Raw genomic sequence first — 26,590 nt, forward strand, 5'->3', positions numbered from 1 at the left:
AAAAATTTATACCCCATTACTACCCCATTAAAAAAACCCCCCCCCCCCCCCCCCCCGCGGGCGCCCCCCCCCCGGGGGGGGGGGGGGGCCCCCCGGCCCGGACGGCTGTGCGGGATCGGCGTGCGGGGCAGGTCAGCGGACGTGCACCGCGTGGATCACGGTCAGAAGCCCCGGCCGGCGGTTGAGGTGGCGCATTGGCGACAGACGGCATGAATACGCCACCCATGTCGACCCGTACGGCACAGGAGGTAACTCAGCCGTAACGCCCGGGGCGCAACGGGCCTCGTGGGGAGAGGAGTTGATCGCTAGAATCCTTGACATGCCCAAAGCCGCAGCGCAGTCCGGAACCGGGCCTGCCCCACTCCGGATCCAACTGCTCGGCGGGTTCCGTGTCGGCCGGGAGAACGGAGCGCCGGTCGCTGCCCACTGGCGGCGCAACACCGGACGGACCCTGGTGAAACTCCTCGCGGTGGCACCGGAACGTGTCCGGCACCGCGAAGAGGTCATGGACGTCATGTGGCCCGAGGCGGACCCGGCCACCGGACTGCGCAACCTCCGTGTCGCCCTCCACGCCGCCCGCCACGCCCTCGAACCCGAACTGGCCCCCCGCGCCGGCTCGGCCTACGTCCTTACCGAAGGCGACCTGCTGAGGCTGGCACCCGGCACGGTGCTGGTGGACGTCGAGGAGCGGGAGGCCGCCGCACGGGAGGCGTTGCGCACGGGAGACCTCGACGCGATGTCCGCAGCGCACGCCGCGCTCGGCCCCGAACTCCTCCCCGAGGACCGCTACGAAGACTGGGCCCAAGCCCCCCGGGCGGCACTGGGACGACTGCGCGACCAGCTCACGTCCGGTCTCAGCGAAGGGCTGATCGCCCAGGGCCGGCCCGAGCGGGCCCTCCAGGTGCTGCATACCGCAGTTGAGGAGGTGCCCACCGACGAGGCCCGGCACCTGCTGCTCGCCCGTACTTTCCTCGACACCGGGCAGCCGCGCCTCGCCGTCCAGCAGTACCACGCCTGCCGGGAAGCGCTCTCGGACGAACTGGGTGTACGGCCCTCCACCGAGTTCGAGGACCTGCACCGTTCGGCGCTCGCCGTCATCGCCCCACGCAGGCCCGCCCCGGCCGGTACGCGCCCGCAGCCGCTTCCCGCAGCGATTCGGCAGTCCGCCACACTGCCGCTGATCGGCCGACAGCGGCCCCTCACCCTCCTCACCGAGCACGCCACCTCGACCACCGGCAACCCGCTGGTGCTCGTCCGGGGCGAGGCGGGCATCGGCAAGACCCGGCTGGTCGCCGAGGCCGCCCGGAGCGCCGCAGGGAGCGGGGTCACCGTTCTCTGGGGCGCGGTCCACGAGGCCGAGGGACACACCCCCTACGGTGTCTTCGCCGAGGCACTCGACAGCTACCTCGCCGCCTGCCCCCTCGGGGAGCGCGCCGCGATCGGCGCCGAACACCCCGCCCTCTCCGCTCTGCTGCCCAGCCTCGGTGCGCCGCCACCCGCCGTCGGCAGCCCCGAGGAAGAACGTGCCCGCCTCTTCCGCGCCGTGTCGGGCATGCTCACCGACCTCGCCGCAGCACGGCCCGTCCTGATCGCCCTCGACGACCTGCACGGCGCCGACCCCGGCTCGCTCAGCCTGCTGCACCACCTCGTCCGCACCGCTCACCCCAGGCGCTGGCGGTTCATCGGCACCCGCCGCGACGAACCAGCCAGGACGGACGGTGGGGACGCCTACACCCTCGACGCGTTCATCAGCCGCCGGATGGCCGTCGAGATCGACCTGCTGCGGCTCGGCCGCGCACACTGCGACGAGCTCGCCACCCTCGCCACCCACGACCAGTCACGCGCGGGTCAGGACACGGATGCCTCCCGCATCTTCGAACTCTCTCTCGGCAACCCGCTGTTCGCCCTGGAACTCGCTGCTGGGCAGCCCGCCGAACGTCGTTCGCACGGAGTGGGCTCCGGGGCCTCCCGAGAGGGTGTCGAGATCCCCGACCGTATCCGGGGCCTGGTCGCCCAACGCCTGGCCCGGCTGCCCGCCGACGCTCGCCGCGCCCTTTCCACACTCGCCGTCGCCGGGCGCGGCACGGTCGCGCTGGCCGAACTGGGCCCGGTCGCCGCCCGCGGCCTGCATCCGCCGATGGGCGGCCCGGCCGTCATCGCCGCACTGGACGCCGCCGCCGAAGCCGGCCTCGTCGACGAACGCGACAGCGTCGTCGCCGGCCGCCCCAGCCCTGGCTACGCCTTCCGCCACCCCCTGGTCCGCCTCGCTTGTGCCGACCAACTCAGCCGAGGTGCCGAACGGTTGCTCCACTCCGCGTACGCGGACGCCGTCCTGGACGTACGGCCGGACGCGGTGGACACCGTCGCCTACCACCTCTCCCGCGCCGACGACGCCCGCGCCCCCGAGTTTCTCCGTCGCGCCGCACAGCGCGCCGCAGCTCTCTACGCCAACGACACCGCCTGCGGCTACTACGAGGAGCTGATCACCCGGCTGGACGCCACCGGCGACCCCACCGCGACCCTTGTCCGCCTCGACTGGGCCGACGTCCTGCGCCGCGCGGCTCGGTACGGCGAGGCGGAGGACGTGCTGCGCCGCGCCCACCGAGACCTGCGCGACGCGGGCGACCGGCCCGGGGCTCGGCGTGCCACGGTGTCGTTGGCCGAGGTACTCGGCCGGTCAGGCCGGCCCGAGGAAGGACTCTCCGCCCTCACCGAGCTCGCCGCGACTGTCGCCACCGAGACCGCCGAGGAAAGCGCCACCCGCTACGTCTCCACCGCGGCCCTCAGCTTTCACGCGGGCCGTCCCGCCGACGTCGCACACGCCGCCGACCGGGCCGAGGACGCCATGGCACACCTCCCCGAGAAGGTACGACTCCCGCTTCAGGCACGGCTGCTCACCGTTCGCACCGCCTCCCTGCTCGTCGCCGACCGCACCCGCGACGCCCGGCTGGCCGCAGGCCGGGCATGGGAGGCGGCCAAGCGAACCGACGACGTGGCCCTTCAGTCCAGCGCCCTTTCCGTGGTCGGCGAACTCGCCCGCAAAGAAGGCCGTCTTGAAGAGGCCCGCGATCACGCCCGGCAGGCTGTCGCCCTCACTCGACGGACCGGCGACCCCTCGGTCCTCGCATTCGACCAGAGCAACCTCGCCGGGGCCGAACTCCTCGTGGGAGCCCACCATCGGGCCGACGCGCTCGCCGAGTCCGCCGTGGAGCTCGCCCGGACCCTCGGCGCCACCTGGTGCCTGCCCTACACCCTCGTCACCCTCGCAGAGGTCCGGCTGCGCACCGGGCGTCTCGACGAGGCGGAGTCCTCCCTCACCGAGTGCTCCCGGGCCCTCGGCGACAGCGGAGATCCTCAGATCAGCGCGGGTATGCGACGGCTGGCAGCGGAGCTGGCCGAGCTGCGCACGGCCCGTGTCACCACCTCCTGAGCACGGTAATCGCCGGGTAACGGCCACTGGATAGTTTCTCCCCGCGGTCCTCGCCCTGGACCGCGTAGTCCACTACCGGGCCGAACGCGGGGAGCCCCATGCATGCCACAACCGGTGCCGACGGCACGGTAACCGCCGTCGTCGACGCGGGTGGTGAGCCGTGGGAACGCGTGCAGGCACTGCTCGAAAGGCGCCTGTACGACCTGCCGCCGGAGAGTCTTCTCGAAGTGATCACCGCCGACCAGCACGTGAGCGCCGCTCTACCCGGCTGGTGCTCCACCGCCGGTAGCACGCTTCTGGCCACCGAAGAGACCGCAGACGCCACCTCGTTCCTGGTGCGCGTACCCGCCCGCACCGAACCGCCCGTCGCCTCGACCCACCTCCCGGAGATGCCGTGAGACACCGCTACCGCGCGCACCTGACCCTGGTGCTCGCCACTTCCCTGCTCTGCGCGCAACCGGTCGGCGCAGTTGCCGCAACAACGCCCGAGACCGCTGCCGCCACCCCGGTCCTGACCACCACCCCGGCCCGTACCGCTTCCGTCACCCTCATCACCGGTGACCGCATCACCATGGCCACCGCGCCCGACGGGACGACGTCGTACACCGCCGTCCCGCCGGAGGACGCGGCACCCGGCCGGATCCTCACCCGCAGCGACGACGGCAAGGACGCGTACTTCTATCCCAGTGACGTCATCGGTCAGGTCGGCACGGTCCTCGACCCCGAGCTCTTCAACGTCAGCGCACTGATCCGCGACGGCTTCGACGACGCGCATCGCGACTCACTGCCGCTGATCGTGCAGCACTCGGCCGCCTCCGAGCCCGAGGCGCTGGAGACCGGCGGACTGCTCCCGGCCGAGCGGAAGTTTCCCTCCCTGCAAGCCCGTACCGCCGTCCTCGACAAGGACGACGCCGACCGGGTCGGCAGGGAACTCGCGGACGCGACCCCCGCCGCGGGCGGCTCAGCGCCGCGCGTCCTCGGCTCCGACGCCGGTGACCTCAAGGGCATCAGCCGTATCTGGCTCGACGGCAAGGTGAAGGCCGACGCCCTGGACCGTAACCTCGCGCAGGTCGGCGCGGACAAGGCGTGGGCGGCCGGACGTACCGGCAAGGGTGTGAAGGTCGCCGTCCTCGACACGGGCGCCGACCGGACCCACCCCGACCTCGAGGGCCGCATCAGCGCCACCGCCGACTTCACCGGCAGCGGCGGCGTCCTGGACAAGGTGGGCCACGGCACGCACGTCGCCGCCACCGTCGCGGGCAGCGGGGCGGGTGCTCCCGGTGTACGTTCCGGTGTCGCCTACGAGGCCGATCTGATCGTGGGCAAGGTTCTCGGCGATGACGGTTCCGGCTCCGACTCGCAGGTCATCGCGGGCATGGAGTGGGCGGTCGCGCAGGGCGCGAAGGTCGTCAACATGTCACTGGGCAGCGGCCCGACCAACGGCACGGACGCGGTGACCACGGCTCTGGAGGACCTGACGACCTCCTCCGACACCCTGTTCGTGGTGTCCGCGGGCAACAACGGCCCCGGCGTCTCCACGGTCTCGGCCCCCTCCATCGCCCCACACGCCCTGTCCGTCGCGGCCGTCGACTTCGTGGGTGGCACCGCGTCGTTCTCGTCGCGCGGCCCGTCCTTCAACGGCACGGTGAAGCCCGAGATCGCGGCTCCCGGCGTCAACATCGTCGCCGCCCGCGCCACGGGGGTCGCCATCGGCACCATCCAGTCCGACCCCCGCTACACCGCCCTTTCGGGTACGTCGATGGCTGCCCCGCATGTGGCCGGTGCCGCCGCGGTGCTCGCCCAGGAGCACCCCGAGTGGTCGGCCGACCAGCTCAAGCACACCCTGATGTCCACGGCGACCGCACCGGCCGCGGACCAGGACGTCCACGAGGTGGGCAGCGGCGTCATGAACGTCGACGCGGCGCTGAGGCAGACCGTCGTGGCAGACACCGGCGCGGTCGACTTCGGAAAGGCTGAGGCCAACAGCGGTCCGATCACCCGCACCGTCGAACTCACCAACACCGGTGGCTCGGCCACCACGCTCGACCTCGGGGCCACCCTGGCCGCCGCGGGCGCCCAGCCCCCGGCCGGGATCATCGCGGTCTCTCCGTCCCGCGTCGAACTCCCCGCGGGTGGTTCCGCGAAGGTCACCCTCACCGTGCACGCCGACGGCACCCGGAGCGGGGCGTACTCGGGGGCGCTCACGGCCACCGGTGGCGCCGGCGGCCTTCGCATACCTCTGGTCCTGGACCGGGCCAAGAACCTCGCCGTCAGCACCCTCGACCGCGCCGGCAACCCCACGGCGGGCCAGGTGTCCCTGCTGAACACGGACAACGGCAGCACGTACACGTTCCCCATCGGCACCAGCGGGACCGCGACCGTCCGGGTTCCCGACGGCCCCTACATCGGCCTCGCCTCCCTCTCGATGAGGATCGACGGCGTCAACCAGCTGGCCGTGGTCAGCGCCGACCTGGCGGCAGACCAGAAGACCATCGTCTTCGACGCCCGCACCACCCGCCCCTGGAACGCCTCGGTGAAGGGCCGCGACACCCGGCCGGAGTCCCTGACGGCCAACATGCGGCGCGGCACCGACGACGGGAAGTACGCGCTCACCCGCACCGTCCTGGTCGGCGGCGCCTACGGAGCCTTCGGCACCGATGCCCTGTGGATCACGCCCACCACCGACGCCCACCTCGGCACCGTCCTGTTCAACGAGCACTGGCGACTCGCCGACGCCGGAAGCGACCACTACGCGGGCGACAGCTCCGAGCTGTACGACCTCGCGTTCACGGCCGACAACGTGCCCGCCGACCCCCGGCACATCCTGACCGACCGTGACCTCCGCAGGCTCGCGAAGGTGCGCACCACCCACCGCGGTATGAACGAGACCCGCCGATACCAGGAAGGCAGCACTCCGTACGGCACCGGCCTGACCGACCTGAACGTCACCTCGCCCTCGGGCCTCACCGTGCCCCGCTCCCGTGTCGAGTACATCACCGCCCAGGGCGTCACCTGGCTGCGCTTCAGCTACCGCCGTGTCAACAACGTGGTGATGGACTACACCCCTCAGCAGTTCACCTACACCCCGGGCCGTACCACCAAGGCCACCTACCTCGAGGGCCCTCTCTCGATGACCGCCGGCGGACAGATCACCGGTGCGCGGCTCCAGCTGGGGGTCCAGGACAGCATCAACACCGCGGGCCGGCCCGGTACGTACGGTGACTTCAACGTCCCCCAGCGCTGGTCCTCCACCACCCGCCTGTACCGCGACGGTGTCCTCGTCGCGGACAAGGGCAGCACGATCGACAAGACGTTCGCGGACGCCGGCCCGGCCTCGTACGAGCTGACGCGCTCCTTCACCTCGCAGGGCATCTTCCCGATGGGCGGAGAGGGGACCGCCACCTGGAAGTTCTCCGCGGACGGCAGTGCGAGCACCGAGGCCACCCCTGTCCACCTGCTCAACGCGACCCTCGACGCCTCGCTCGACGACCTCAACCGGGCTCGTCCCGGCCGTCTCCTCGACGTGACGGCACAGGTCACCGGAGCCCAGGGCCGACTCCACGGCGTGCGCGCCTGGGTCACGGCCGACGGCGGAAAGACCTGGACGCGGACCGCGGCGCTGGGCGGCCACGACGGTCGCTACCACGTGTTCGCCCCGGCGTCGTCGCTGGTGTCCGGCGGCTTCCTCGGTCTGCGGCTGACCGTGCGGGACAGCGCCGGCGGCTCGCTCGACCTCACCCTGCCACGGGCGATACCCGTCCGCTGACGCGCACCATGCCGGGGCCCCGGTACGGAAAGCCGGGGCCCCGGCTTCAACACCTGTTGGCGAGCCGAACCGCGGGAGCAACACCTCGATTCTCTGCGCGACCACGCTCACCGCGAACCCGCTACCGGCCGACCTGAGCACCCGCCCTCATTCGTCTTCGGCGCGGACAGTTCCGGCACCGTGACTCCATCCACCCGATTCCCGCCTCGGCTGCCGCGCCGGCGCTGCACCGGACGTCGCCCCCGGTCGACCGCAGATCTGATCGGCAAGAAGGACGGGCGGGCATGCAAACCATCTCTGTCTGTTCCTGCCCGCTGCTGACCACGCGTTGTCCACGTGGTCAACCGCTGGCTCGATCTCATCAGACTATTGCGACTGGCGGCGCAGGAGTTCGGGCGCCCCGAGACACTCTCCCCCGGGACGCCGAGGAGATCGCCCGGGCGGCCGCGGCCTACCCTTGGCCGACCGATGACGCCTTCGTTGCGGAGCACCTCGATGCCTGGCTTTCCTGAAACCGCCGACCGCTCCTCCCGGGTGGTCGTCGCCGTACCGCCGCACCTGCGCGCCCAGTTCTTCACCGCCGAGGTGTGGCAGGAGCTGGAACGCTCCGCACGGCTCACGGTCATCGACGAGCACACCGACCGGGCGGCGGTGGCGTCCGCCCTGCCCGGCGCCCGTGCGCTGATCCTCTCGTGGCGGGCGCCCAAGGTGGACGCCGCGCTCCTGTCACACGCCGACCGGCTGGAGCTGGTGGCCCACACCGGTTCGGCGGTCGCCCCCTACGTCACCGAGGACGTGTTCCGGCGGGGCATCCTCGTCACCCAGGCCGGAGACGAAATGGCCCGCCCGGTCGCCGAGGTCGCGCTCGCCTTCACGCTCTCGCTGCTCCATCGCGTCCAGCGCTTCGACCACTCCCTGCGCGGCGGGCTGGACTGGGCGGCGGCGAGCGAGGCACCGCCGCGCCACGAGATCCACGGCAGCGACATCGGAGTGATCGGTGCCTCCCGCACCGGCCGGGCCTATATCCGGATGGTCCGGGCGATGGGAGCGCGGGTGCGCGTCACCGACCCGTACCTCTCCGAAGCGGACGCCCGGGAGCTCGGCGTGGAATCCGTTCCGCTGGAGACGCTGCTCACGGGCAGCCGGATCGTGGCCGTGCACGCCCCGGTCACCGAGGAGACCCACCGGATGCTCGGCGCCGAGCAGTTGGCGCTGATGCCTGACGGCGCGGGTCTGGTGAACACCGCCCGCGCATGGCTGGTCGACCAGGACGCCCTCCTGTCCGAACTGACCACCGGCCGGCTGGACGCGGCGCTCGACGTCTTCGACGTCGAGCCGCTGCCCGTCGGCCACCCCTTCCGCTCCCTGCCGAATGTGCTGCTCACCCCGCACCAGGGAGCCGGCAGCGTCGAGTGCAGGCAGCGGCTGGGCACCAGCGCCGCCAACGAGGTGCTGCGCCTGCTCGCGGGGCGTCCGCCGGTCCACGCCGTCACTGCCGAAGCCCTTGCCCGGCTGCGCTGAGCGTTCGAATCCGTACGCGCCCCTGTCACGAGATCGGCCCTTCGAGCGTCTGATACACACACAGGAGCCGAGCCCTGGGCCGACAGCGCAGCGTCTGCCGGCCCGCGTGACAGGGGCGGGCTGCCGGCCGTCAGGGGCGAATGACGATCTTTCCCACGTGTTCCCTGCGGGCGAGCTGCTCCTGCGCCCGAGCGGCCTGGTCCAGCGGGAACGTCGCGGCGACCACGGGCTGGATCCCGGCCTGGCGGGCAAGGTCCATGAGGAGGCCGAAGTGCGTGGGCGTGTGCATCGCGGAGCCGATCAACTGCGCGTTGTGCAGGTAGAGGCGGCGCACGTCGAAGGCCACGTCGAACCCGCCGAGCGCACCGGCGACGACCCAGCGGCCACCCTCGCGCAACAGCGGCAGGCACTCGCTCACCAGGTCCCCGGCGACCACGTCGAGTGCGACGTCGATGCCCTCCGGGGCGGCGGCGCGGATCTGCCCCGCGACGTCGTGCGCACGGTCGATGACGTCGTGTGCGCCCGCTTCGCGCACCGCGTCGATCTTGGATCCGCTGCTGATGGCGAGCACCCGGGCACCGCGCGCGCGGGCGATCTGGATCAGCGCGAGGCCGACACCGCCGGACGCTCCGGAGACCAGGACGGTCTCCCCCTCCCGCAGCCGGCCCCGCTCGATCATGCCCAGCGCGGTGCCGTAGGCGGTCGGCAGCGTCGCGAGCTGCTCGTCGGTGAGCGGGGATTCCGTCACGTCGTACACCTGCGCGGCCGGTGCGGTCACGTACTCGGCGTAACCGCCGTCGCGCTCGCTCCCCATCAGGCCCACCGGGTTCGCGTCCGGGCCTTCGGTGTCGTAGATCGCCGGGTCGACGACCACGCGGCGACCGACCAGGCTTCCGTCCACGTCGGCGCCGACCGCGACGACCCGGCCGGCCACGTCGGCGCCCTGGATGCGCGGGAACGCGATCGGGCCCCGCCAGCCCGACAGCGCCTTCGGATCTCCCGGGCGGCCGTAGGCGCCCTCCCGGGTCCACAGGTCGGTGTTGTTCAGCGCTACGGCGCTCACCCGGACCAGCACCTCTCCCGCCTGCGGGGAAGGCACGGCCACCTCTGTCGGCTCGAGAACCTCCGGCCCTCCGTGCTCCGCGATCCGCACCGCTCGCATGGTCTCCGATACGTCCATCGCTCGAACCTCCTCAACGGTATACTGATCTGTATACCTTGACCACGGTACACCGATCAGTGAAGAGGCGCCCGATGCCGGAAGCACAGTCCATGACGCCGGCCGGCCGCCGCATCGTGGCGGCCGCCGAGGAGCTGTTCTACGACCGCGGAATCACGGCGGTCGGCGTGGATCTGATCGCCGAGCACTCAGGCGTGACCAAGCGGACCCTTTACAACCGGTTCGGCTCGAAGGACCACCTCGTGGCGGCCTACCTCGCCGAGCGTGACCGGCGCTGGCGAACGCTCGTCCGCGCCGCCGTCGACGCCTGCGACAGCCCCGTCGATGCCGTCACCGCGCCCTTCGACGCGCTGCGGAGCTGGAGCGGGGCCAACGCCCGCGGATGCGCGTTCATCAACGCGCTGGCCGAGCTCCCGGACCCCTCGCATCCCGCGCACCGCATCGCGGCGGACCAGAAGCTCTGGCTGCTGAACCTGTTCGGCGAGCTGGCCACCGCGGCGGGCTGCCCGGAGCCCGCCGTTCTCGCCACCCAGCTCCTCGTACTCCACGAGGGCGCGCTCGCCACGCAGCCGCTCGCACTCGAAACCCTTTCGGCGAGCATCGGCCTGGCACGAGCCCTGGTCCGGGCCGGTGCGCCCGAGAGGGCCCGCTGACAAGGCTCCCCGGCGTCGTCGGTGGTTCAGGTGGTCCCGGTGGTCCAGGTGGGAGCGTCGCCGCTGAACGAGTCGAAGTCCCCCGACGTGTAATCCCGTTCAGGGCCGGGCCATGTCAACACCCGTCGGCAGCGGCACCGAGTCATCACTGGCATCATCCGCTTGTCACGCGAGCAGTTGGAAGCACTTCGAGAAGGAGCCCAGTTGAACACGTCACCGGTGAACTCCGCCCCCGGCAGCCCGCACCGCATGGACCCCTCCGGCGGCTGTCCGCACGCGGCCAACGCCCGCCTGCTGTCCCAGAGCGCTGTCGCCGCGGTGATCCTGCCCGGCGAGGTCGAGGGCATGGCGGTCCTCGGGCATGACGCCCTCAAGGAGTTCCTCGCGCACCCCGATGTCGCCAAGGACGCACAGCACTTCGCAGCGCTCCAGGCGGGTGAGATCGCCGACGGCTGGCCGTTGAAGACGTTCGCGACGGTGCAGGGGATGACCACCGCCGACGGCGCCGACCACCGACGGCTGCGGTCCCTGATGAGCAAGGCCTTCACCGCGCGCCGGGTGGAGGAACTCCGGCCACGCGTGGAGGCGTTGACGGCCTCGCTCCTGGACGGTCTCGACCGGGCCGCGATCGCCGGTGACGGTGTAGCCGACCTGCGCGCGCACTTCGCGTTGCCGCTGCCCATGGGTGTCATCTGCGAACTCCTCGGCGTGGACGCCGAGCACCACGACCGGCTGCACCACCTGTCCAACCGCATCGTCGCCACCGACATAGCTCCCGCCGAGGCCATGGCGGCCAACCGGGAGATGGTGGAGGTGCTCAGCGCGGTGGCGGCCGCCCGGACAGAGAGGCCTGGGGATGACCTCATCAGCGCGCTGATCGCGGCGCGGGAGGCTGACGGCGACCGGCTGGGCCCGCACGAGCTGATCGGCACGCTGATGCTCACGATCATCGCCGGACACGAGACGACGCTCAATCTGATCACCAACGCCGTACGTGCCCTGTGTGCCCACCGGGACCAGCTCGACCTGGTCCGGTCGGGCGGGGCGAGCTGGGAGGACGTGGTGGAGGAGACGCTGCGCTGGGACAGCCCGGTCAGCTACTTCCCGTTCCGCTACCCGACCCGCGATCTGACGCTCGACGGCACCGTCATCCCCAAGGGGACCCCGGTGCTGGCCGGTTACTCCGCGGCGGGCCGCGACAGCAAGGCCCACGGCCCGGATGCCGACAGGTTCGACATCACCCGTGACAGCGGGGCCCGGCACCTCTCGCTCGGCCACGGCGCGCACTACTGCATGGGTGCTCCGCTGGCCCGGATGGAGAGCACTGCCGCGCTCGCGCAGCTGTTCGCACGCTTCCCCGACCTGGATCTAGCCGTCCCGGAGGCCGAACTGCCGCGCCACGACTCCTTCGTGGGCAACAGCGTGAGGGCGCTGCCGGTACGCCTGCGCGGCTGAGGCGGAGCGCCGGGCCGCAGGAACCGGCGCGGGGGTGGCAGTCGGACACCAGGTGCTCCCACCTGACTCGAACAGCCCTTGTGCCCCCGCCCCGGCTCCGGTCTCCTGCATGACGGCAGACCCGTCCGGCCGGTGACAACATTGCCGGAGGACCCTCGGAGGCGGTGCAGGGCGCCACCGTCGACGCACCGCACGAAGGAGTACGCCGATGCGCTTACGCCCCTCCGCCTACGACAGCGGGGACGGCCTGCACCCCGACGACGCGGGGACCCGCGCGGTGGCGGATGCCGTGGACGTCGGCATGCTCCTCGCCGGGCCGTTGCGGAGGATCAGCCCCGCGACTGAACGCGAGGCTGCGAGGATCCGTATCCACACCTGACGTCGTCCTCACCCGGCGTCTCGCACTCCGACGAAGGGAAAGCTGGGCATGAGCGCATCGCAGGAGAGTCAGGGCCATGTAGGGCGTCGCGCCGTCGTCGCTGTCGGGGCGACGGGACTGGCCGTCGCTCTCACCGCGTGCGGCGGCGGGTCCAAGGACTCCGGCGGTTCGGACACGGTCGAACCGGCCGGGGAGAAGGACGGGGCGAACGGCGGCGCGCCCCTGGCCCGCACAGCCGACATCCCGGAGGGCGGAGGCGTCGTCCTCGCCGACCAGGGGGTGGTGGTGACGCAGCCGAAGGCCGGTGAGTTCAAGGCCTTCTCCTCGAAGTGCACCCACCAGGGCTGCGCGGTGAAGGGGATCGCCGACGGCGTGATCACCTGCCCGTGCCACAACAGTACGTTCGACGCGGCGACCGGCGAGGCGACGGGCGGCCCGGCGACGATGCCTCTGCCGGAGAAGCAGATCCGGGTGGAGGGTGGCTCCATCACTCTGGCGTGAGAGGCCGCACCCGGCGGGGCCATTGCGCGATCACGGACGACGCCCCATGATTTCCGGAACCGGCCGAAGCTCAGGAAGGCGTCCCGTGACCGTTGCCCAGCGCCGTGGCCGTCGGATCATGATGACCGACGCGGAACGGGACGCCTACCTCACGGAACAGCGGACCTGCCGGGTCGCCACCGTCTCCCCCGACGGCATGCCGCACATCGGCGCCCTCTGGTTCGTGTGGGACGGGACCTCTGTCTGGCTGTACTCCCTCACCCGGAGCCTGCGCTGGGCCCAGCTGCGGCGCGACCCGAAGGTCGCCGTGGTGGTGGACGACGGGACGGAGTACGGCGAGCTGCGCGGTGTGGAGCTGTCCGGTGAGGTCTCGTTCGTCGGCGAGATTCCGCGCGCCGGCGAGGACTGCGCCGAACTGGACGCACCTGAAAGGCTGTTCGCGACGAAGTATTTCGGTCTGGACTCCATGCCGTACGACGATCGGCACGCCTGGCTGCGGCTCACACCGCAGACCGTCAGGTCCTGGGACTTCACGAAGCTGCCCGCCGGAGCGTGACCGTCACGGGCCCCCGGAAATCGGCGCGTGAAGAGCCCGGCCGGCCGCACGCAGAGCCTCCACGGCGGCCCTGATCGACGGCCTCCGGTCGGCGTCCGCGCGCCACACCGCGTGAACATGACGCCGCATCGGCTGTCGTACGGGCACCAGGCTCACCCCGTCCGGAACCGGCCCCCTCCCCAGCCGTGGCGCAACGCATACGCCGAAGCCGGCCGCGATCAGAGCGAGTTGGGTGTGATGCTCGCCTGCCAGGTGCGCGATGCGGGGCTCGATGCCCTTGGACCGCAGGGTGAACACCAGCCAGTCGTAACAGAATTCACCCTCGGGCCAGGAGACCCAGTCGTCCTCGGCGAAGTCCTCGATGTCCACCTCCGTCCGGCCGGCGAGGGGGTGACCGACGGGCATGGCGATGTCCGGCGCGTCGTCGAGGAGTTCCGCCTTGGCGAGACCTCCGGGCACCGGCAGACGCTTGTTGCTCCAGTCGAGGACCACCGCGAGGTCGGCATCCCCCCGGAGCACCGCACGGATCCCGCTCTCCGGCTCCAGCTCCGTCGTACGCAGCCTGAGCTCCGGATGATCCGCGCGGAGTGAGGTGAGAGCGGAGGGGAACAGCCCACGGGCCGCCGTCGGGAAGGCCGCGAGCCGCACCTCGCCCACCACCTGGCCCCGCTGCGCCTCGATGTCGGACTGGGCCACCTCCACCTGCGAAAGGATCTTCGCGGCGTGGTCCGCAAGCAGCCGGCCGGCGTCGGTGAGACGAATCCCCCGTCCGTTCTTGGCCAGGAGCTGCTGCCCCACCTCCCGTTCCAGCTTGGCCATCTGCTGGGAGACGGCCGAGGTGGTGACGTGGAGACCGTCGGCCGCACCGCTCACCGAGCCGTGCCGTGCCAGGGCATCCAGCGTCCGCAGGCGCTCCAGATTCAACATGTAAGCGATACTACGCCAAGAAGTCAACAAAGTCTCACTTGTTCTACGCGGTTTCGCTCGGCATGGTTGGCTCATGAGCGCTCCCACCGCACCGAGAACCATGTCCGCTTCCGGCGTCTCCGCACCCGCGCCCCCGACGCGGCGACGGGCCCTGGACTGGCGTGTCCGCTTCGCGGCGCTGTCGCTCATCTGGGGGTTCAGCTTTCTGCTGATCAAGGTCGGCACAGACGGGTACGCCCCGTTCCAGGTGACCTTCGGCAGGCTGCTGGCCGGGACCGCGGTCCTCGCCGTCGCGATGGTGGTGCGCCGCGAGAAGCTACCCCGCTCCGGCCGGACCTGGGGTCACCTGTTCGTCGCCGCATTCTTCCTCAACGCCCTGCCGTTCTCGCTCTTCGCGTACGCCGAGCTGACCATCCCGTCCACCCTCGCCGGGATCTGCAACGCGACCTCGCCCCTGTGGGGCATGGCACTCTCCCTCGTCGCGCTCTCCGAGGACCGGCCCACCCGCCGCCGGGTCGCGGGGCTCGGCGTGGGCTTCATCGGCGTACTGACGGTGCTCGGCGCCTGGCAGGGCTTCTCGGGCCTGGACGTGACCGGTACGGCGATGGCCCTGCTGGCCTCGCTCAGCTATCCCGTCGGCTGGATCTACGTCCGGCGCACCCTGGCGGGGACGGGCTCCTCCACCCTCGCGCTGACCGGTAGCCAGCTCTTTCTCGGTACCGTGCAACTCGCCGCGGTCCTGCCGCTGTTCACCTCGATTCCCGAACACTTCCCCCCGCTGCCCACGCTCGCGGTGGTCGCCCTGGGAGCGCTCGGAACCGGACTCGCCGTCCTCCTGCAGTACGGCCTAGTCCAGGAAGTCGGGCCCACGACGGCGCAGATGGTCACCTACTTCATCCCCGTGATCGCCACGGCCGCCGGAGTGAGCCTGCTCGGCGAGCAGTTGGGTTGGAACACCCCGGTGGGCGCCCTCGTGGTCCTCGCGGGCGCGGCCCTCACCCAGAGCCGGGCCCGTGGGCCGGCCGGCGCACCCCCTGCCGCCGGTCCGCTCAGCCGTAACTGACCGGGCGGGCGGGCGGTACCGCTGCCGCCACCGCGTCGGCCAGCGGCTCGATGTCGGCGGCGGACAACGACGAGACGGTCAGGCGCACCCCTTGCGGCGAGGTCATGCGGAACCGAGCCCCCGGGGCCACGGCCCAGCCCGAGTGCAGCATCCGGGCCACCGCACCGGTCTCGTCGCTCACGGGCACCCACACATTCATCCCCGTCCGCCCGTACGCCGCGACCCCCCGCTCCCCCAGGGCCCGTACGAGCGCGTCCCTGCGCTGCCCGTAGGAGCGGGCGACCACTGCCGGGTCGACGGCCCCTGTCGCCCACAGGTGCGCCACGGTCCGCTGCAGCAGTCCGCTGACCCAGCCGGGCCCCAGCCGCTGACGCCCCGTCACACGGTCCACGGTGAGCCCGTCCCCGGTGAGCACGGCGAGCCGCAGGTCGGGGCCGTACGCCTTGGAGACCGACCGCACGAAGGCCCAGCGCTCCGTGACGCCGGCGAGTGGGTGCACCGGCAGGTCGACGATCGCGTGGCCGTGGTCGTCCTCGATCAGAAGCACACCGGGGTGCTTCGCGAGAACCGACCGCAGCTCGGCGGCCCTCCGGCTGCCCACCGCCGCACCGGTCGGGTTCTGCGCCCGGTCGGTGACCACCAGGGCCCTGGCGCCGGCCCGCAGGGCTCGCTCCACCTCGCCCGGCAGAGGGCCGTCGTCATCCAGGGCGACCGGGACGACGCGCATCCCGAGCGCCGGGACGAGATCCAGCAGCGCACCCCACCCCGGGTCCTCGACGGCCACCGCGTCACCGGGCCTGAGGTGCGCGGCGAGCACACGCTCGATCGCGTCGAGGGATCCCGAGGTGACGGCCACCTGCCCGGCGGGCACACCGTCGACGTCCAGACCCGCCCGCGCGAGGTCCCCGAGGCGGGGGACCACCGCCGCGTCCCCGTAGAGACCGGGCTCCCGGCCGTACGCCTCCGCGGCGGCGGCCAGCGCCTCCCCGAGGCCCGGCAGCAGGGCAGGGTCGGGGTTGCCGTCACCAAGGTCACGGACGCCCGGAGGAGCCTCCACGCGGAGTGATCCACGCGCCGTGCTCGCGGGCCGCGGTCGCACCCGGCTGCCCCGGCGTCCCGCCGTCTCGATCACTCCACGCTCACGAAGGGTCCGATAGGCGGCGGCCACCGTATTCGGATTCACCCCCAGCAGGGTCGCCAACTCCCGCATGGGCGGCAGGACATGGCCTGGCGCGAGATCACCCGACGCAACGCCTCGCTCCACACTCGCGGCAATGTCGGATGCACGCCGCCCACTGATCCGATACTCTCCTAGCACAAACTTTAGTATGCACTAGTGCAATGGAGTACGCAATGCCGGACACCGCCACGCCCGACAGCACCGGCCTCCCGGGGACCGCCGCCTACGAGCGGACGGACCGCACGGTCCCGAGCCGGTCCAGGGAACGCGCCTCGTACGACCACGAAACGGTCCACTCGATACTCGACACGGCCTACCTCTGCCACCTGGGCTTCGTCCGCGACGGCGCGCCCGTCGTCCTCCCGACCCTCTTCGCCAGGGTCGGCGACCGGCTGTACGTGCACGGCTCGACCGGATCACGCCCGCTGCGCGCGACGGGCGCGGCGGATCCGGGTCTCGCCGTCTGCCTGACCGTGACGCATGTGGACGGCCTGGTGCTGGCCCGTTCGGCCTTCCACCACTCGATGAACTACCGCTCCGTGGTGGTCCACGGCATCGCCCGTACGGTGACCGACCCGGAGGAGCGGCGCATCGCACTCGACGCCATCGTCGACCAGGTCGTGCCGGGCAGGTCGAAGGACTCCCGGCCCGCCGACGCGAAGGAGCTCGCCGCGACCGCGGTGATCCGCCTGGACCTCGACGAGGTCTCCGCCAAGTCCCGTACCGGCGGGCCGAACGACGACCCCGAGGACCTCTCGCTGCCGTACTGGGCGGGGGTGGTTCCGCTGAACCACGGATACGCGGCGCCGGTGCCGTCCGGCGACCTGGACCCGTCGGTCCGGGTGCCGGACTACCTCACCGCTCTCCGACCTCCGGAGCGGCGGCCTGCCGCCCGATGACCTCGTCGGTCAGGCCGCCACGGCGGCCCGCCGGCGGGCGGCGGCAGCACCACGCGTCTCGGAGAGGGCCAGTCCCGCCACGGCGGCGAGCAGGAGCAGCGTGCCGATGACCGTGGCCGCGGTGAGCCGCTCCCGCAGCACGGTCACCGCGATGACGGCGGCGCTCACGGGTTCGAGAAGCATGATCACGGAAACGGTCGCCGAGCGGACCACCGCGGCGCCCGCGAAGTAGAGCGCATAGGCGAGTGCGGTCGGCACCGCCGCCACGTAGACGAGCAGCCACAGCACCTGCCCCGTCTCGACGGCGTGCGGCACGAGGCCTTCGGCCGCCGCCATGGGCAGCAGACCCACGGCGCCGATGCCGAACGCCCACGCGCTGGTGGAGAGGGAGTCGCCTGCCGCACCGTCCCTGCCGAGCCACCGGGTGAGCAGCGTGATCGCCGCGTACCCCGCGGCGGACAGCACGGCCAGCAGCAGTCCGACGGGCCGCACTTCGGCCGGCTCGCCGCCGAGCACCAGCACGGCGAGGCCGGTGAGCGCACCCGCCACCGCGGCGAGCCCGCCCCCGCCCAGCCGCTCCCCCATGGTGAGCCGCGCGCCGACCGCGATGAGGACGGGGCCCGCGCCCAGCGTGACGACGGTTCCGACCGCGAGGCCGGTCACCTCGACCGCCGCGAAGTACGCGCTCTGGAACACGGCCAGGCCGATCCCGGTCCCCAGGATGCGGAGCAGCCGCCGACGTCGCGGCTCGGCGGGGGTACGCGGACGGCGGGGGCGCAGTGCGAGCACCCCGCCCAGCAGGGCGAGGCCGCCGACGCAGCGCCAGAACGACAGGGCGAGCGGCCCGAGATCGCTGATCCGGAAGAGGATGGAGGCGGCCGCGCCCGCCGTCCCCCAGGCGAGGCCGGCGACGACGAGATAGACAAGGCTCCGCCCGACGGGCAGGCCGGAAACAGGGTGGGACACGTGACTCTCCAGAAGAAGGGGGTGGTGGTCGCTCGGCTCCGCGGGCGGGCAGCGACGAACCGCTCGGGGCGTACCCGAGCCCGGTCTTCGTCCGGAGTGGCCGCCTCGCGCTAGGCGGCAGGAGGCGGAAGTACGGTCAGCAGCATGATCGGCACCCTACGGGGAGGCCGGAGGCCGGGACAACTCACTTCCGGAACCGGCCGGCTCGTGGGCCCCTGCCGCCCCCGGTCCCGGCCCCGATGCCACCGGTCCTGACGGCGGCTTGGGCGCGGACGACTGCGCGATCAACGCACCGAGCAGGACCACACCGCCTCCCACGAGCTGCGGCGCGGAGAGGTGCTCACCCAGCAGCACCCAGGCGAGCACGGTGGCGATGACCGCCTCCAGGCAGGCGACGACACCCGCGACCTGGGGCGACAGCAGTCGTACCGACACCACACCGGTGGCGTAGGCCAGCACGGTCGCGAGCAGCACGATCCATCCGAGGAGCAGCCAGGCGGGCACCTCGTGCCCGTCCATGTCCGCGGTCCCCCCGAGGACCGCCCAGTCCATCGCCCAGGGGCCCGCCACCACCGTGAGTACGGCCGCGCCCGCCAGCAGTCCGTACGCGATCACGCCTACGGGGTGCGGAGGTTCGGCGTCCGCCGTGCCGCCATGGCCGGCGCCCTGGTCCGACAGGACGAAGTAGCCCACCTGGCAGCACGCCGCGCCGAGGGCGAGCAGCAGTCCGACCGCGTCGAAGCTCAACCCGGCCCACACCTCGACGACACAGGCGAGCCCGCCGACCGCGAGCACCACACCGGCCGCGGCGGCGCGGGTGACGGGCCGCCGCTGCACGAAACGCACCCAGCCGAGGACGAGGGCGGGCGCCAGATACTCGATGAGGAGCGCGACGCCGACCGGGATGCGTGAGATCGAGGCGAAGTAGAAGGCCTGTACCCCGGCCACGGCGAACAGCCCGAAACCGGCCAGCAGCACGGGCCGCTCCCGCACCAGATTCCGGTGCCGCCAGGCGACCGGCAGCATGACGATTGCGGCGCCGGTCACCCGCAGCCACACCACGTGCAGCGGGTCGAGGCCCGCCTCGATCAGCGGCTTGGCCGCAACCCCTGAACCACCGAATGCGAAGGCCGAGACAAGGGCCAAGCCCAGCCCGGCACTTCTCCCCTGAGTCGCGTGCATCGGCACATCATCGCAGCAGGCGTCAGCAGCGTCATCCCCGTCACACCTGTCCGCCGCGTGTTCATGATCACCCCTGCGGGCCCTTCGCGGCCGTACGGTCCGCCGCGCGGACGCGCAGCCGCTCGACCGTGACCCCGGCCCGCTCCAGCACCTCGACCGCACGGCATCGGGGATCAGTTGCCAGCGCCGCCAGCAGGTCGAGCCCGTCGGCGTGGAGCTCTCCGCGCAGCAGCGCGCTCCGGACGGCCCGGTCCATGGCCGCTGCCGCCGAGGGCGACCACCCTTCGCCCGCGGGTTCCCGTACGGCCGGGAAGATGCCCGAATCCTCCTGCGTCCCCTGCCAGCGAAGGCCGTATCCGATGCTGCGCTGAACGAGATATCCGAGCACCCGGGCCAGCTGCGGCCCGCCGTCGAAGGTCTGCCGGACCTCGGGATCGGACTCGACGAGGGAGTGCAGGAGGTGGGCCGTATCGACGTGGCGGTCGCCGTCGCGCACCGCCCGCCGACGCGCCCCCGTCACCACGGCGGCCATCGCGGCGCTCAGCCCGGCGCCGGCCCACGGGTGGTTCGGTGCGGCTTGTTCGGGGATCCCTGATGTCCGGTTCTGCACATCTCCACCCCATCAGTCCCGGGGAGCGAAAACATCCCCGGCGCGGCCCATCCGGCATCCCGCGAAAGGCGGGCACCACCGGGGGATTCCTCATACTTACGGATGAGATCGCGCCACACGGGCAGCAGGGCGGCGGGTGCGCCGGTGCGTACGGCGGACATGCCGGTCCGTACGGAGGACGGAAGAAGGGCCCCGCGGCGGGGGCCCTTCTCCGCTTGCGCGTACCGCACGGCTCAGTTCTCGTCGGCGAGGATCAGGTACAGCTTCTTACGGGCGTCGTTGATGACCGTGAGGGCCTTCTGCCGCTGGTCGGCCGAGCCGGTCTTCCAGACCTGACCGAACGCCTCCATCAGACCGAAGCCGGCCTGCCGGATCTCGTTGACGCCTTCCCAGTCGACACCGCGCCCCGCCTCTTCCCAGGGGGCCTCGGGGCCGGACTCGGCCTCGCTGCGACCTAGGTCCGTGAGGGTGAACAGCTTCTTGCCGCCCTCGCTGGCGCTGATGATCAGCCCCTCGTCCTCCAGCAGTTGGAGGGTCGGGTACACCGAGCCGGGGCTGGGCTTCCAGGCCCCTCCGCTGCGCTCGCCGATCTCCTGGATCATCTCGTAACCGTGCATCGAGCGGTCCTTGAGCAGCGCGAGGATGGACGCGCGTACGTCACCGCGCCTGGCCCTCCCCCGGCCGCCTCCACGGCCGCGTCCGCCGCCGAAAGGTCCGCCGCCGAAGGGCGGCCCGAACGGGCCGAAGGCGGCGCGGCCTTCGAAGTCTCCCCTGCCGGCGCCTCGGCGCCCGGGACCGTAACCGTGGTTGTGTCCGTGGTCGTCTCCATGTGAACGCATGACTGCGCTCCTCTCTTCATCGGTGTCACGCGACTCTTCATTGAACGGTCGCGATGCCTCAACGATATATCGGAAGCTATCGCCTGGCAAGCGTATGGAGGATCGCGACGTCTCCAGGTGCCGAACGGTCTAAGGTCGCGCGCATGACTGAGCCCTCCTACCTCACCGCGATCCGGGAGTCCTACGACACGGTCGCCGCCGAGTACGCGACACGCGTCAAAGCCCCCGCGGAGCTCGATCCGCTGTCACGCGCGATGCTGGCCGCGTTCGCCGAGGTAGTCCGGACGGCCGGGCACGGGCCGGTCGCGGATCTGGGATGCGGGCCCGGCAAGGTCACGGCGCACCTGGCCGGCCTCGGGCTGTCCGCCTTCGGCGTCGACGTGTCCCCGAAGATGATCGAGCTGGCCCGGCGGGACTTTCCGGGTCTGCACTTCGCGGTCGGCTCGATGACCGCGCTGCCGGTCGGGGACGGCGAGCTCGGCGGCATCCTGGCCTACTACTCGACCCACCACACGCCACCGGAGATGCTGCCCGTCGTGTTCGCCGAATTCCAACGCACGCTCGCGCCCGGCGGACACCTGATGATGGCCGGCCACGTGGGAGCCGGCGAGCTCCTGCGTCCGACACAGGCGTACGGAGGCCATCCGGTCTCCTACGAGTCCCATCTGGTGGCTCCGGACAGGATCGCCGCCTTGCTGGAACAGGCCGGACTCGTCGTCACCGCGCGCCTGCTGGAGGAGCCCGGCGAGGAGTCGAAGAGGGCGGGAGGCACCTTCTTCGCCCGGAAACCCGAGGGGCCCTGAGCGTGTTACGGGCGCGGCGCCCGGCCCCTGGCGCCCTGAGGCCGCGCATCCGCAATTGGCCTTGGACCACGCGGAACGGCCCCGCCTACGGTCGGCTTCATGAAGATCCGCATCGTCGACGCGTTCACCGACCGCCCCTTCGCCGGCAACCCCGCCGGAGTCGTGATCCTGGACTCCGGCACCTTCCCCGAGTCGGACCGCCTCCAGCAGATCGCCTCCGAGGTCAATCTCCCGGAGACGGCGTTCCTCCACCCCCTGCCGCCGGGCGGCGAGGCCGACTGGGCGCTGCGCTGGTTCACCCCCACCACCGAGGTCGATCTCTGCGGGCACGCGACACTCGCCGCCGCCCATGTCCTGCACACGACCGGAGTGGCGAGCGGCACGCTGCGCCACGCCACCCGTTCCGGTGTCCTGCGTACGACCGCACATGACGACGGCACCCTGACACTGGACTTCCCGACCGCGCCACTCACCCCAGCGACCGAACCGCCCGGGCTCGCGGAAGCACTCGGCGCGTCACCTCTCTCCCTCCACGACACGGGGAAGCACATCGGCGACCTCCTGGTGGAGCTCGCCGACGAGGCGGCCGTACGCGCCCTGAAGCCCGACTTCCCCGCGCTCGCCTCCTGTTCCGGGCGGGGCGTCATCGCCACGGCGGCGGCCGAGGACCCCGCCGGGCCGTACGACTTCGTCTCGCGCGGTTTCTTCCCCCGGGTCGGCATCGACGAGGATCCGGTGACCGGCAGCGCCCACACCGCACTGGCGCCCTTCTGGTCGGCCAGGCTCGGCCGTGACGACCTCACCGGCCTCCAGGCCTCCGCCCGCTCGGGCCTGGTCCGCACCTCCCTGCGCGGCGAGCGCACGCTGCTGACGGGCAGCGCGGTCACGGTGATCGACGGGGAACTGCTGGCCGGGCTCTGACCATGGCGGAGCGGGTCCCCGCTCACGGGGTGGGCAGCCAGCCCACCTTCCCGGCGAGCAGCGCGTATCCGACGAACGCCCCGATGTCGAGCAGGGCGTGCGCGACCACCAGCGGACCGACCCGCCCCCAGCGCCTGTACAGCAGCACGAAGACGACGCCCATGGCCATGTTCCCGATGAAGCCGCCGATCCCCTGGTACAGGTGGTACGAGCCGCGCAGCACGGAACTCGCCACCAGTGCGGCCATGGGCGTCCACCCCAACTGCCCCAGCCGGCGGAGCAGATAGCCGACGACGATGACTTCCTCCACGAGGGAGTTCTGCACCGCGGAGAGGATCAGTACGGGGAACTTCCACCACACGTCGGGCAGCGACTCCGGCACAACGGTCAGGTTGAATCCCGCGGCCCGCGCCACCAGGTAGAACGCCAGACCCACGCTGCCGATGCCCGCCGCGACGAGGGTCCCCCTGCCCAGGTCCGGCCAGGGCCTGGTGCGGTCCAGACCGAGGGTCCGAAGTCCCGCCCGCTCCCGGAGCAGCAGATGGGCCACCAGCGCGACCGGCACCAGGGCGGAGGCGATACCGAACAGCTGCCATGCCAGGTCCAGCCAGGGCCGCCCGGGGGCGTACGAGCCGTTCAGCGTCGCCGCCTGGTCCTTGAGACCTCCGGGTTTCGTCAGCGATCCGATGAAGCTGATCAGGGCGGACACCCCGCTGGCCCCGAGTGAGAGAGCCAGCACGAGGAGGGTCTCCGACCGGAGGATCCGCCGGGACACCTCCTCGTGAGGAATGGATTCAGCCACGCGCCCCGCCTCCACCTGTACACCTGCCATCAGCTATGCGTCGTCAGCCATGCGTCGTCATAGCTTGCCCGACGGGGCCGGGGCGGTGGGACACCGGGCGGCGGTCTCCTCAGGGCGCGGGAAAGCCGATGGGCCAGGTGTGCACCGGCTCACCCACCTGCATCAGCTCGCCGTAGCGCCGGGTGGTGGCTGCCAGCGCGCCCTCCCGCTCGAGTCCCGCGTCCAGGGCGCGGTGGTAGGTGTCGACCTGCCAGGAGGCGCCGTTCACCCTGAGCCTGCAGCGCTCCTCGATGACACCGAGGTAGCGGTCCCGGTCCGAGCGCTCGATGTTCCACGCGTCCAGCCCGGCGGCCGCGAGCGGCAGCAGTTCGTCCCGTACGAGCTTGACGGCCGGCACCTTCGCCACGCCGCCGGAGCGGCCGGGGCGCGGCCAGAGCAGCTCGGCGTCGATCCCGTGGCGGCAGGCGGCGTCGAAGTTCTCGGCTGCCGCCTCGAAGGGCAGCTTGGTCCACACCGGCCGGGATTCGTCGGCGAGCGCGCGCACCAGCCCGTAGTAGAAGGCGGCATTGGCGATCACATCGTCGACCGTGGGGCCGGCGGGCAGGACGCGGTTCTCCACCCTCAGGTGGGGCACGCCGTCGGCCAGCCCGTACACCGGACGGTTCCACCGGTAGACCGTGCCGTTGTGCAGGACGAGCTCGGCCAGGGCTGGTACACCGCCCTCGTCGAGGACCCGCAGGGGATCCTCCTCGTCGCAGATCGGCAGCAGGGGCGGGTAGTAGCGCAGGTTCTCCTCGAAGAGCTCGTACGCCGAACTGATCCAGCGCTCCCCGAACCAGGTCCTGGGGCGTACCCCCTGATTCCGCAGTTCGGGCGGCCGCACGTCCGTGGCCTGCTGGAACAGCGGCGGCCTCGACTCGCGCCACAGCTCCTTGCCGAACAGAAAAGGGGAGTTGGCTCCGAGTGCGATCTGCACGGACGCGATGGCCTGCGCCGCGTTCCAGACGTCGGCGAAACGGTCCGGCGTCACCTGCAGGTGCAACTGCACCGAGGTGCAGGCCGACTCGGGGGCGATCGAGGCGGAGCTCGAGACCAATCGCTCGACACCTTCGATATCGAGGACGAATTCCTCGCCGCGCGCGGCCGCCATCTGGTCGTTGAGGAGCGTGTAACGGTCGACGTCCGAGAGGTTCGCCGAAACCACGTCGTCCCGGCCGAGGGTCGGCAGGATGCCGATCATCACGATCCCCGCGTCGACCTCCGCGGCCTTCCGGTGGGCATAGGCGAGCCCCGTACGCAACTCCTCGGCCAGCTGATCGAATACCCGGCCGCTCAGCCGGTGGGGAAGAATATTTACTTCCAGGTTGAACATCCCCAGTTCCGTCTGGAAATCCCGGCTGGCGATGCGCTGGAGCACCTCCGCATTCCGCATCCTCGGCATGCCGTCCGATCCCGCGAGATTCAGCTCGATCTCCAGCCCCATGAGATTCCGGGGACGATCGAACCTCCGCTCCGACAGGAGCCTCTCCAGCCCCGCCAGGCACTGCGTGAGCTTCTCGCGGTACGCCTGCCGATCGGACAGGGCAAAGGCATCCGCCACGACCTTCTCGCCCATCGAAGGGTCCCTCCTCGAGTGGGCGGCCCGCGGCACAGGCCGCTCGTATCACGATCGATAATGCCCCGACGAGATGATCTGTAACGCCCCCACGACCGATCGGCACCCAGTAGTCTGGTGGCTGAAGCCGGAGGCACATTCCGAAGGCATGGGGCATATGCAGTTTGCCCGATCGGGTTGCCCGGCTGAAACGCCGACGTGTTTCAGCCTACCGCCGCACCGGGAAAGTACCTGGCGACTCGGGTCGGGAGCGGCCCGAATCCATAGAAACCGTGCAATTCAAAGTCCGGATTCCGCCTTGCGCGCAATATGCGGGTCGGCTAGCCGAAACACCGTGTGAACATTTGTCGTATAAACTCTGCGAACGAGGCAGAGAGTTGACGCACCGGCCCGTCCGCCCCGTCACCGGCCTTCCTCTGGCCCCGCACGCCGACAGCGCCGTCTGCACCCGCCCACGCATCACCGTGTCTCCGAAGTGAGAGGCGACCCACTATGCCGCTGCATGTTTCCCCGGCCCCAGCGCCCGCACTCCGCAGCGTTCTCGCGGCACTCGGTTCTCCCACCGCAGTCCGCGAGGCCCATACGCCCGCTCTCCGGTCCGTCCAGGGATCGCTGAGCCCCGAACTCCCGCTTCCCGTCCATGTACTGGACCGGATCGTGCCGAACGACGCAGCACCGCGCACCCGCCTCGCCGGCTGGCGCTTCCTGATCCGCAGCGGTGAGCGCGCCGTCGCCGCCGCGGACACCATGCTCACCGCCGACGGCTGGACCTTCTCGCACTTCTTCGAGGGCCCCTACATCGTCTCCACCGAACTCGCCGTACGACAGGCGGAGTCGGCGACGACGCATTACCAGCCGCGTCTGCTGTCGGTGCCCGAGCTGTACATGTTCACGCTGTGGCTGCACCACGACATCGAGGCCGACGCCGGCGGCGGCATGCTCGCTCCGACCGATGTGCTGGTGCCCCTGGCACCCGCTCCCCCGGGCATCACGGCCCACCGTCCGCACCACGTCGCGGAGCTGCTCCCGGTCATGACACTGCGTGTCACCCCGGCACCTCTTCCGGACCTTCCCGAACTCCCCGGCCTCCTCGGGTCACCGGCCTGACTCTCCTGACCGACGCGCCCCCGCCGAGACCGCTCGGCGGGGGCGCGTCGGCACCCGTCCGGACTAGTCCGGTCAGGTCACCCCGAACCATCCGAACGGACAGCCCAGTTGGATAGAACCGTCCGGCCGGGTGATGCGTCGTGGGAGGAGAACAGCAGCTGCCGCGAAATCCCTGCGGAGAGACGTCCGTAGGGCAACACTGGGACCGGACCGACTTGATACGGGGGCGGCCATG

Annotated in this window: 23 protein-coding genes; 14 read left to right on the forward strand and 9 right to left on the reverse strand. The window is 71.5% G+C overall.

The window, feature by feature from the left end:
* The first annotated feature begins 319 nt into the window (after positions 1–319).
* From ACIQM3_RS11645 to ACIQM3_RS11660, 4 genes are all read left to right on the forward strand, one after another.
* Positions 320–3,430 (forward strand): ATP-binding protein, encoded by a 3,111-nt coding sequence (locus ACIQM3_RS11645; RefSeq protein WP_401622242.1) that lies wholly within the window; start codon positions 320–322, stop codon positions 3,428–3,430.
* A 98-nt stretch (positions 3,431–3,528) separates the two neighbouring features.
* Positions 3,529–3,828: a sulfurtransferase TusA family protein gene (locus ACIQM3_RS11650; protein WP_401622245.1), complete on the forward strand. Its 300-nt coding sequence runs from the start codon at positions 3,529–3,531 to the stop codon at positions 3,826–3,828.
* The gene (locus tag ACIQM3_RS11655; protein WP_401622247.1) at positions 3,825–7,196 is read left to right on the forward strand and encodes a S8 family peptidase; all 3,372 of its coding nucleotides are present in this window, start codon (positions 3,825–3,827) and stop codon (positions 7,194–7,196) included. Before ACIQM3_RS11650 ends, ACIQM3_RS11655 begins: the two co-directional genes overlap by 4 nt.
* A gap of 495 nt (positions 7,197–7,691) precedes the next feature.
* Entirely contained in the window at positions 7,692–8,717 is a 1,026-nt protein-coding gene (locus ACIQM3_RS11660; protein ID WP_401622249.1) for a hydroxyacid dehydrogenase, read from the forward strand.
* Between the two features lie 130 nt (positions 8,718–8,847).
* Here the strand turns inward: ACIQM3_RS11660 and ACIQM3_RS11665 are convergent, their stop codons facing one another.
* Positions 8,848–9,897 carry a zinc-binding dehydrogenase gene (locus ACIQM3_RS11665; protein ID WP_401622252.1) on the reverse strand — a complete coding sequence of 350 codons (1,050 nt, stop codon included), beginning with the start codon at positions 9,895–9,897 and terminating at the stop codon, positions 8,848–8,850.
* A 74-nt stretch (positions 9,898–9,971) separates the two neighbouring features.
* On the opposite strand from ACIQM3_RS11665, the gene ACIQM3_RS11670 reads away from it, so the two are divergent.
* The 5 genes from ACIQM3_RS11670 (at position 9,972) to ACIQM3_RS11690 (ending at position 13,441) form a co-directional block, all read left to right on the forward strand.
* Entirely contained in the window at positions 9,972–10,550 is a 579-nt protein-coding gene (locus ACIQM3_RS11670; RefSeq protein ID WP_401622255.1) for a TetR/AcrR family transcriptional regulator, read from the forward strand.
* Between the two features lie 249 nt (positions 10,551–10,799).
* Positions 10,800–12,005, forward strand: a complete 1,206-nt coding sequence (locus ACIQM3_RS11675; protein WP_401622432.1) for a cytochrome P450 — start codon at positions 10,800–10,802, stop codon at positions 12,003–12,005.
* 208 nt (positions 12,006–12,213) lie between these two features.
* Positions 12,214–12,384: a hypothetical protein gene (locus tag ACIQM3_RS11680; RefSeq protein ID WP_401622258.1), complete on the forward strand. Its 171-nt coding sequence runs from the start codon at positions 12,214–12,216 to the stop codon at positions 12,382–12,384.
* A 48-nt stretch (positions 12,385–12,432) separates the two neighbouring features.
* Entirely contained in the window at positions 12,433–12,885 is a 453-nt protein-coding gene (locus ACIQM3_RS11685; RefSeq protein WP_401622261.1) for a Rieske (2Fe-2S) protein, read from the forward strand.
* 85 nt (positions 12,886–12,970) lie between these two features.
* Complete coding sequence (locus ACIQM3_RS11690) at positions 12,971–13,441, forward strand: pyridoxamine 5'-phosphate oxidase family protein (RefSeq protein ID WP_401622263.1); 471 nt, start codon at positions 12,971–12,973, stop codon at positions 13,439–13,441.
* A gap of 3 nt (positions 13,442–13,444) precedes the next feature.
* Here the strand turns inward: ACIQM3_RS11690 and ACIQM3_RS11695 are convergent, their stop codons facing one another.
* Entirely contained in the window at positions 13,445–14,368 is a 924-nt protein-coding gene (locus ACIQM3_RS11695) for a LysR family transcriptional regulator (RefSeq protein WP_401622266.1), read from the reverse strand.
* A gap of 73 nt (positions 14,369–14,441) precedes the next feature.
* On the opposite strand from ACIQM3_RS11695, the gene ACIQM3_RS11700 reads away from it, so the two are divergent.
* On the forward strand, positions 14,442–15,431 hold the full coding sequence (locus ACIQM3_RS11700; RefSeq protein ID WP_401622269.1) for a DMT family transporter: 990 nt from the start codon (positions 14,442–14,444) through the stop codon (positions 15,429–15,431).
* Here ACIQM3_RS11700 and ACIQM3_RS11705 read toward each other — a convergent pair.
* Positions 15,418–16,749 (reverse strand): aminotransferase class I/II-fold pyridoxal phosphate-dependent enzyme, encoded by a 1,332-nt coding sequence (locus tag ACIQM3_RS11705; protein WP_401622271.1) that lies wholly within the window; start codon positions 16,747–16,749, stop codon positions 15,418–15,420. The genes ACIQM3_RS11700 and ACIQM3_RS11705 overlap by 14 nt on opposite strands.
* 35 nt (positions 16,750–16,784) lie before the next feature.
* Here ACIQM3_RS11705 and ACIQM3_RS11710 point away from each other — a divergent pair, with 35 nt between their 5' ends.
* Positions 16,785–17,510 carry a pyridoxamine 5'-phosphate oxidase family protein gene (locus ACIQM3_RS11710; protein ID WP_401622274.1) on the forward strand — a complete coding sequence of 242 codons (726 nt, stop codon included), beginning with the start codon at positions 16,785–16,787 and terminating at the stop codon, positions 17,508–17,510.
* Between the two features lie 9 nt (positions 17,511–17,519).
* On the opposite strand, the gene ACIQM3_RS11715 is transcribed toward ACIQM3_RS11710, so the two are convergent.
* The 4 genes from ACIQM3_RS11715 to ACIQM3_RS11730 all read right to left on the reverse strand — a co-directional run bounded on the left by ACIQM3_RS11715 (position 17,520) and on the right by ACIQM3_RS11730 (position 21,107).
* Complete coding sequence (locus tag ACIQM3_RS11715; protein ID WP_401622278.1) at positions 17,520–18,476, reverse strand: DMT family transporter; 957 nt, start codon at positions 18,474–18,476, stop codon at positions 17,520–17,522.
* A gap of 156 nt (positions 18,477–18,632) precedes the next feature.
* Complete coding sequence (locus tag ACIQM3_RS11720) at positions 18,633–19,658, reverse strand: EamA family transporter (protein ID WP_401622280.1); 1,026 nt, start codon at positions 19,656–19,658, stop codon at positions 18,633–18,635.
* 67 nt (positions 19,659–19,725) lie between these two features.
* A complete protein-coding gene (locus ACIQM3_RS11725) occupies positions 19,726–20,268 on the reverse strand; it encodes a Clp protease N-terminal domain-containing protein (RefSeq protein WP_401622282.1) in 543 nt (180 codons plus the stop codon).
* A gap of 233 nt (positions 20,269–20,501) precedes the next feature.
* Positions 20,502–21,107 carry a PadR family transcriptional regulator gene (locus ACIQM3_RS11730; RefSeq protein WP_401622284.1) on the reverse strand — a complete coding sequence of 202 codons (606 nt, stop codon included), beginning with the start codon at positions 21,105–21,107 and terminating at the stop codon, positions 20,502–20,504.
* Positions 21,108–21,250: 143 nt separating this feature from the next.
* Here ACIQM3_RS11730 and ACIQM3_RS11735 point away from each other — a divergent pair, with 143 nt between their 5' ends.
* Both ACIQM3_RS11735 and ACIQM3_RS11740 read left to right on the forward strand, forming a co-directional pair.
* Positions 21,251–21,910 carry a class I SAM-dependent methyltransferase gene (locus tag ACIQM3_RS11735; protein ID WP_401622287.1) on the forward strand — a complete coding sequence of 220 codons (660 nt, stop codon included), beginning with the start codon at positions 21,251–21,253 and terminating at the stop codon, positions 21,908–21,910.
* Between the two features lie 99 nt (positions 21,911–22,009).
* Positions 22,010–22,831, forward strand: coding sequence for a PhzF family phenazine biosynthesis protein (locus ACIQM3_RS11740; RefSeq protein ID WP_401622290.1), 822 nt, complete (start codon positions 22,010–22,012; stop codon positions 22,829–22,831).
* Positions 22,832–22,853: 22 nt separating this feature from the next.
* Here the strand turns inward: ACIQM3_RS11740 and ACIQM3_RS11745 are convergent, their stop codons facing one another.
* Together ACIQM3_RS11745 and ACIQM3_RS11750 are read right to left on the reverse strand one after the other, a co-directional pair.
* The gene (locus ACIQM3_RS11745; protein WP_401622293.1) at positions 22,854–23,663 is read right to left on the reverse strand and encodes a CPBP family intramembrane glutamic endopeptidase; all 810 of its coding nucleotides are present in this window, start codon (positions 23,661–23,663) and stop codon (positions 22,854–22,856) included.
* Positions 23,664–23,742: 79 nt separating this feature from the next.
* The gene (locus ACIQM3_RS11750) at positions 23,743–25,248 is read right to left on the reverse strand and encodes a glutamate-cysteine ligase family protein (protein ID WP_401622296.1); all 1,506 of its coding nucleotides are present in this window, start codon (positions 25,246–25,248) and stop codon (positions 23,743–23,745) included.
* Positions 25,249–25,740: 492 nt separating this feature from the next.
* Here ACIQM3_RS11750 and ACIQM3_RS11755 point away from each other — a divergent pair, with 492 nt between their 5' ends.
* Positions 25,741–26,355, forward strand: a complete 615-nt coding sequence (locus ACIQM3_RS11755) for a hypothetical protein (protein ID WP_401622299.1) — start codon at positions 25,741–25,743, stop codon at positions 26,353–26,355.
* Positions 26,356–26,590 lie beyond the last annotated feature (235 nt).

It is taken from the genome of Streptomyces sp. NPDC091271 (assembly GCF_044757505.1).
Classification (GTDB): domain Bacteria; phylum Actinomycetota; class Actinomycetes; order Streptomycetales; family Streptomycetaceae; genus Streptomyces.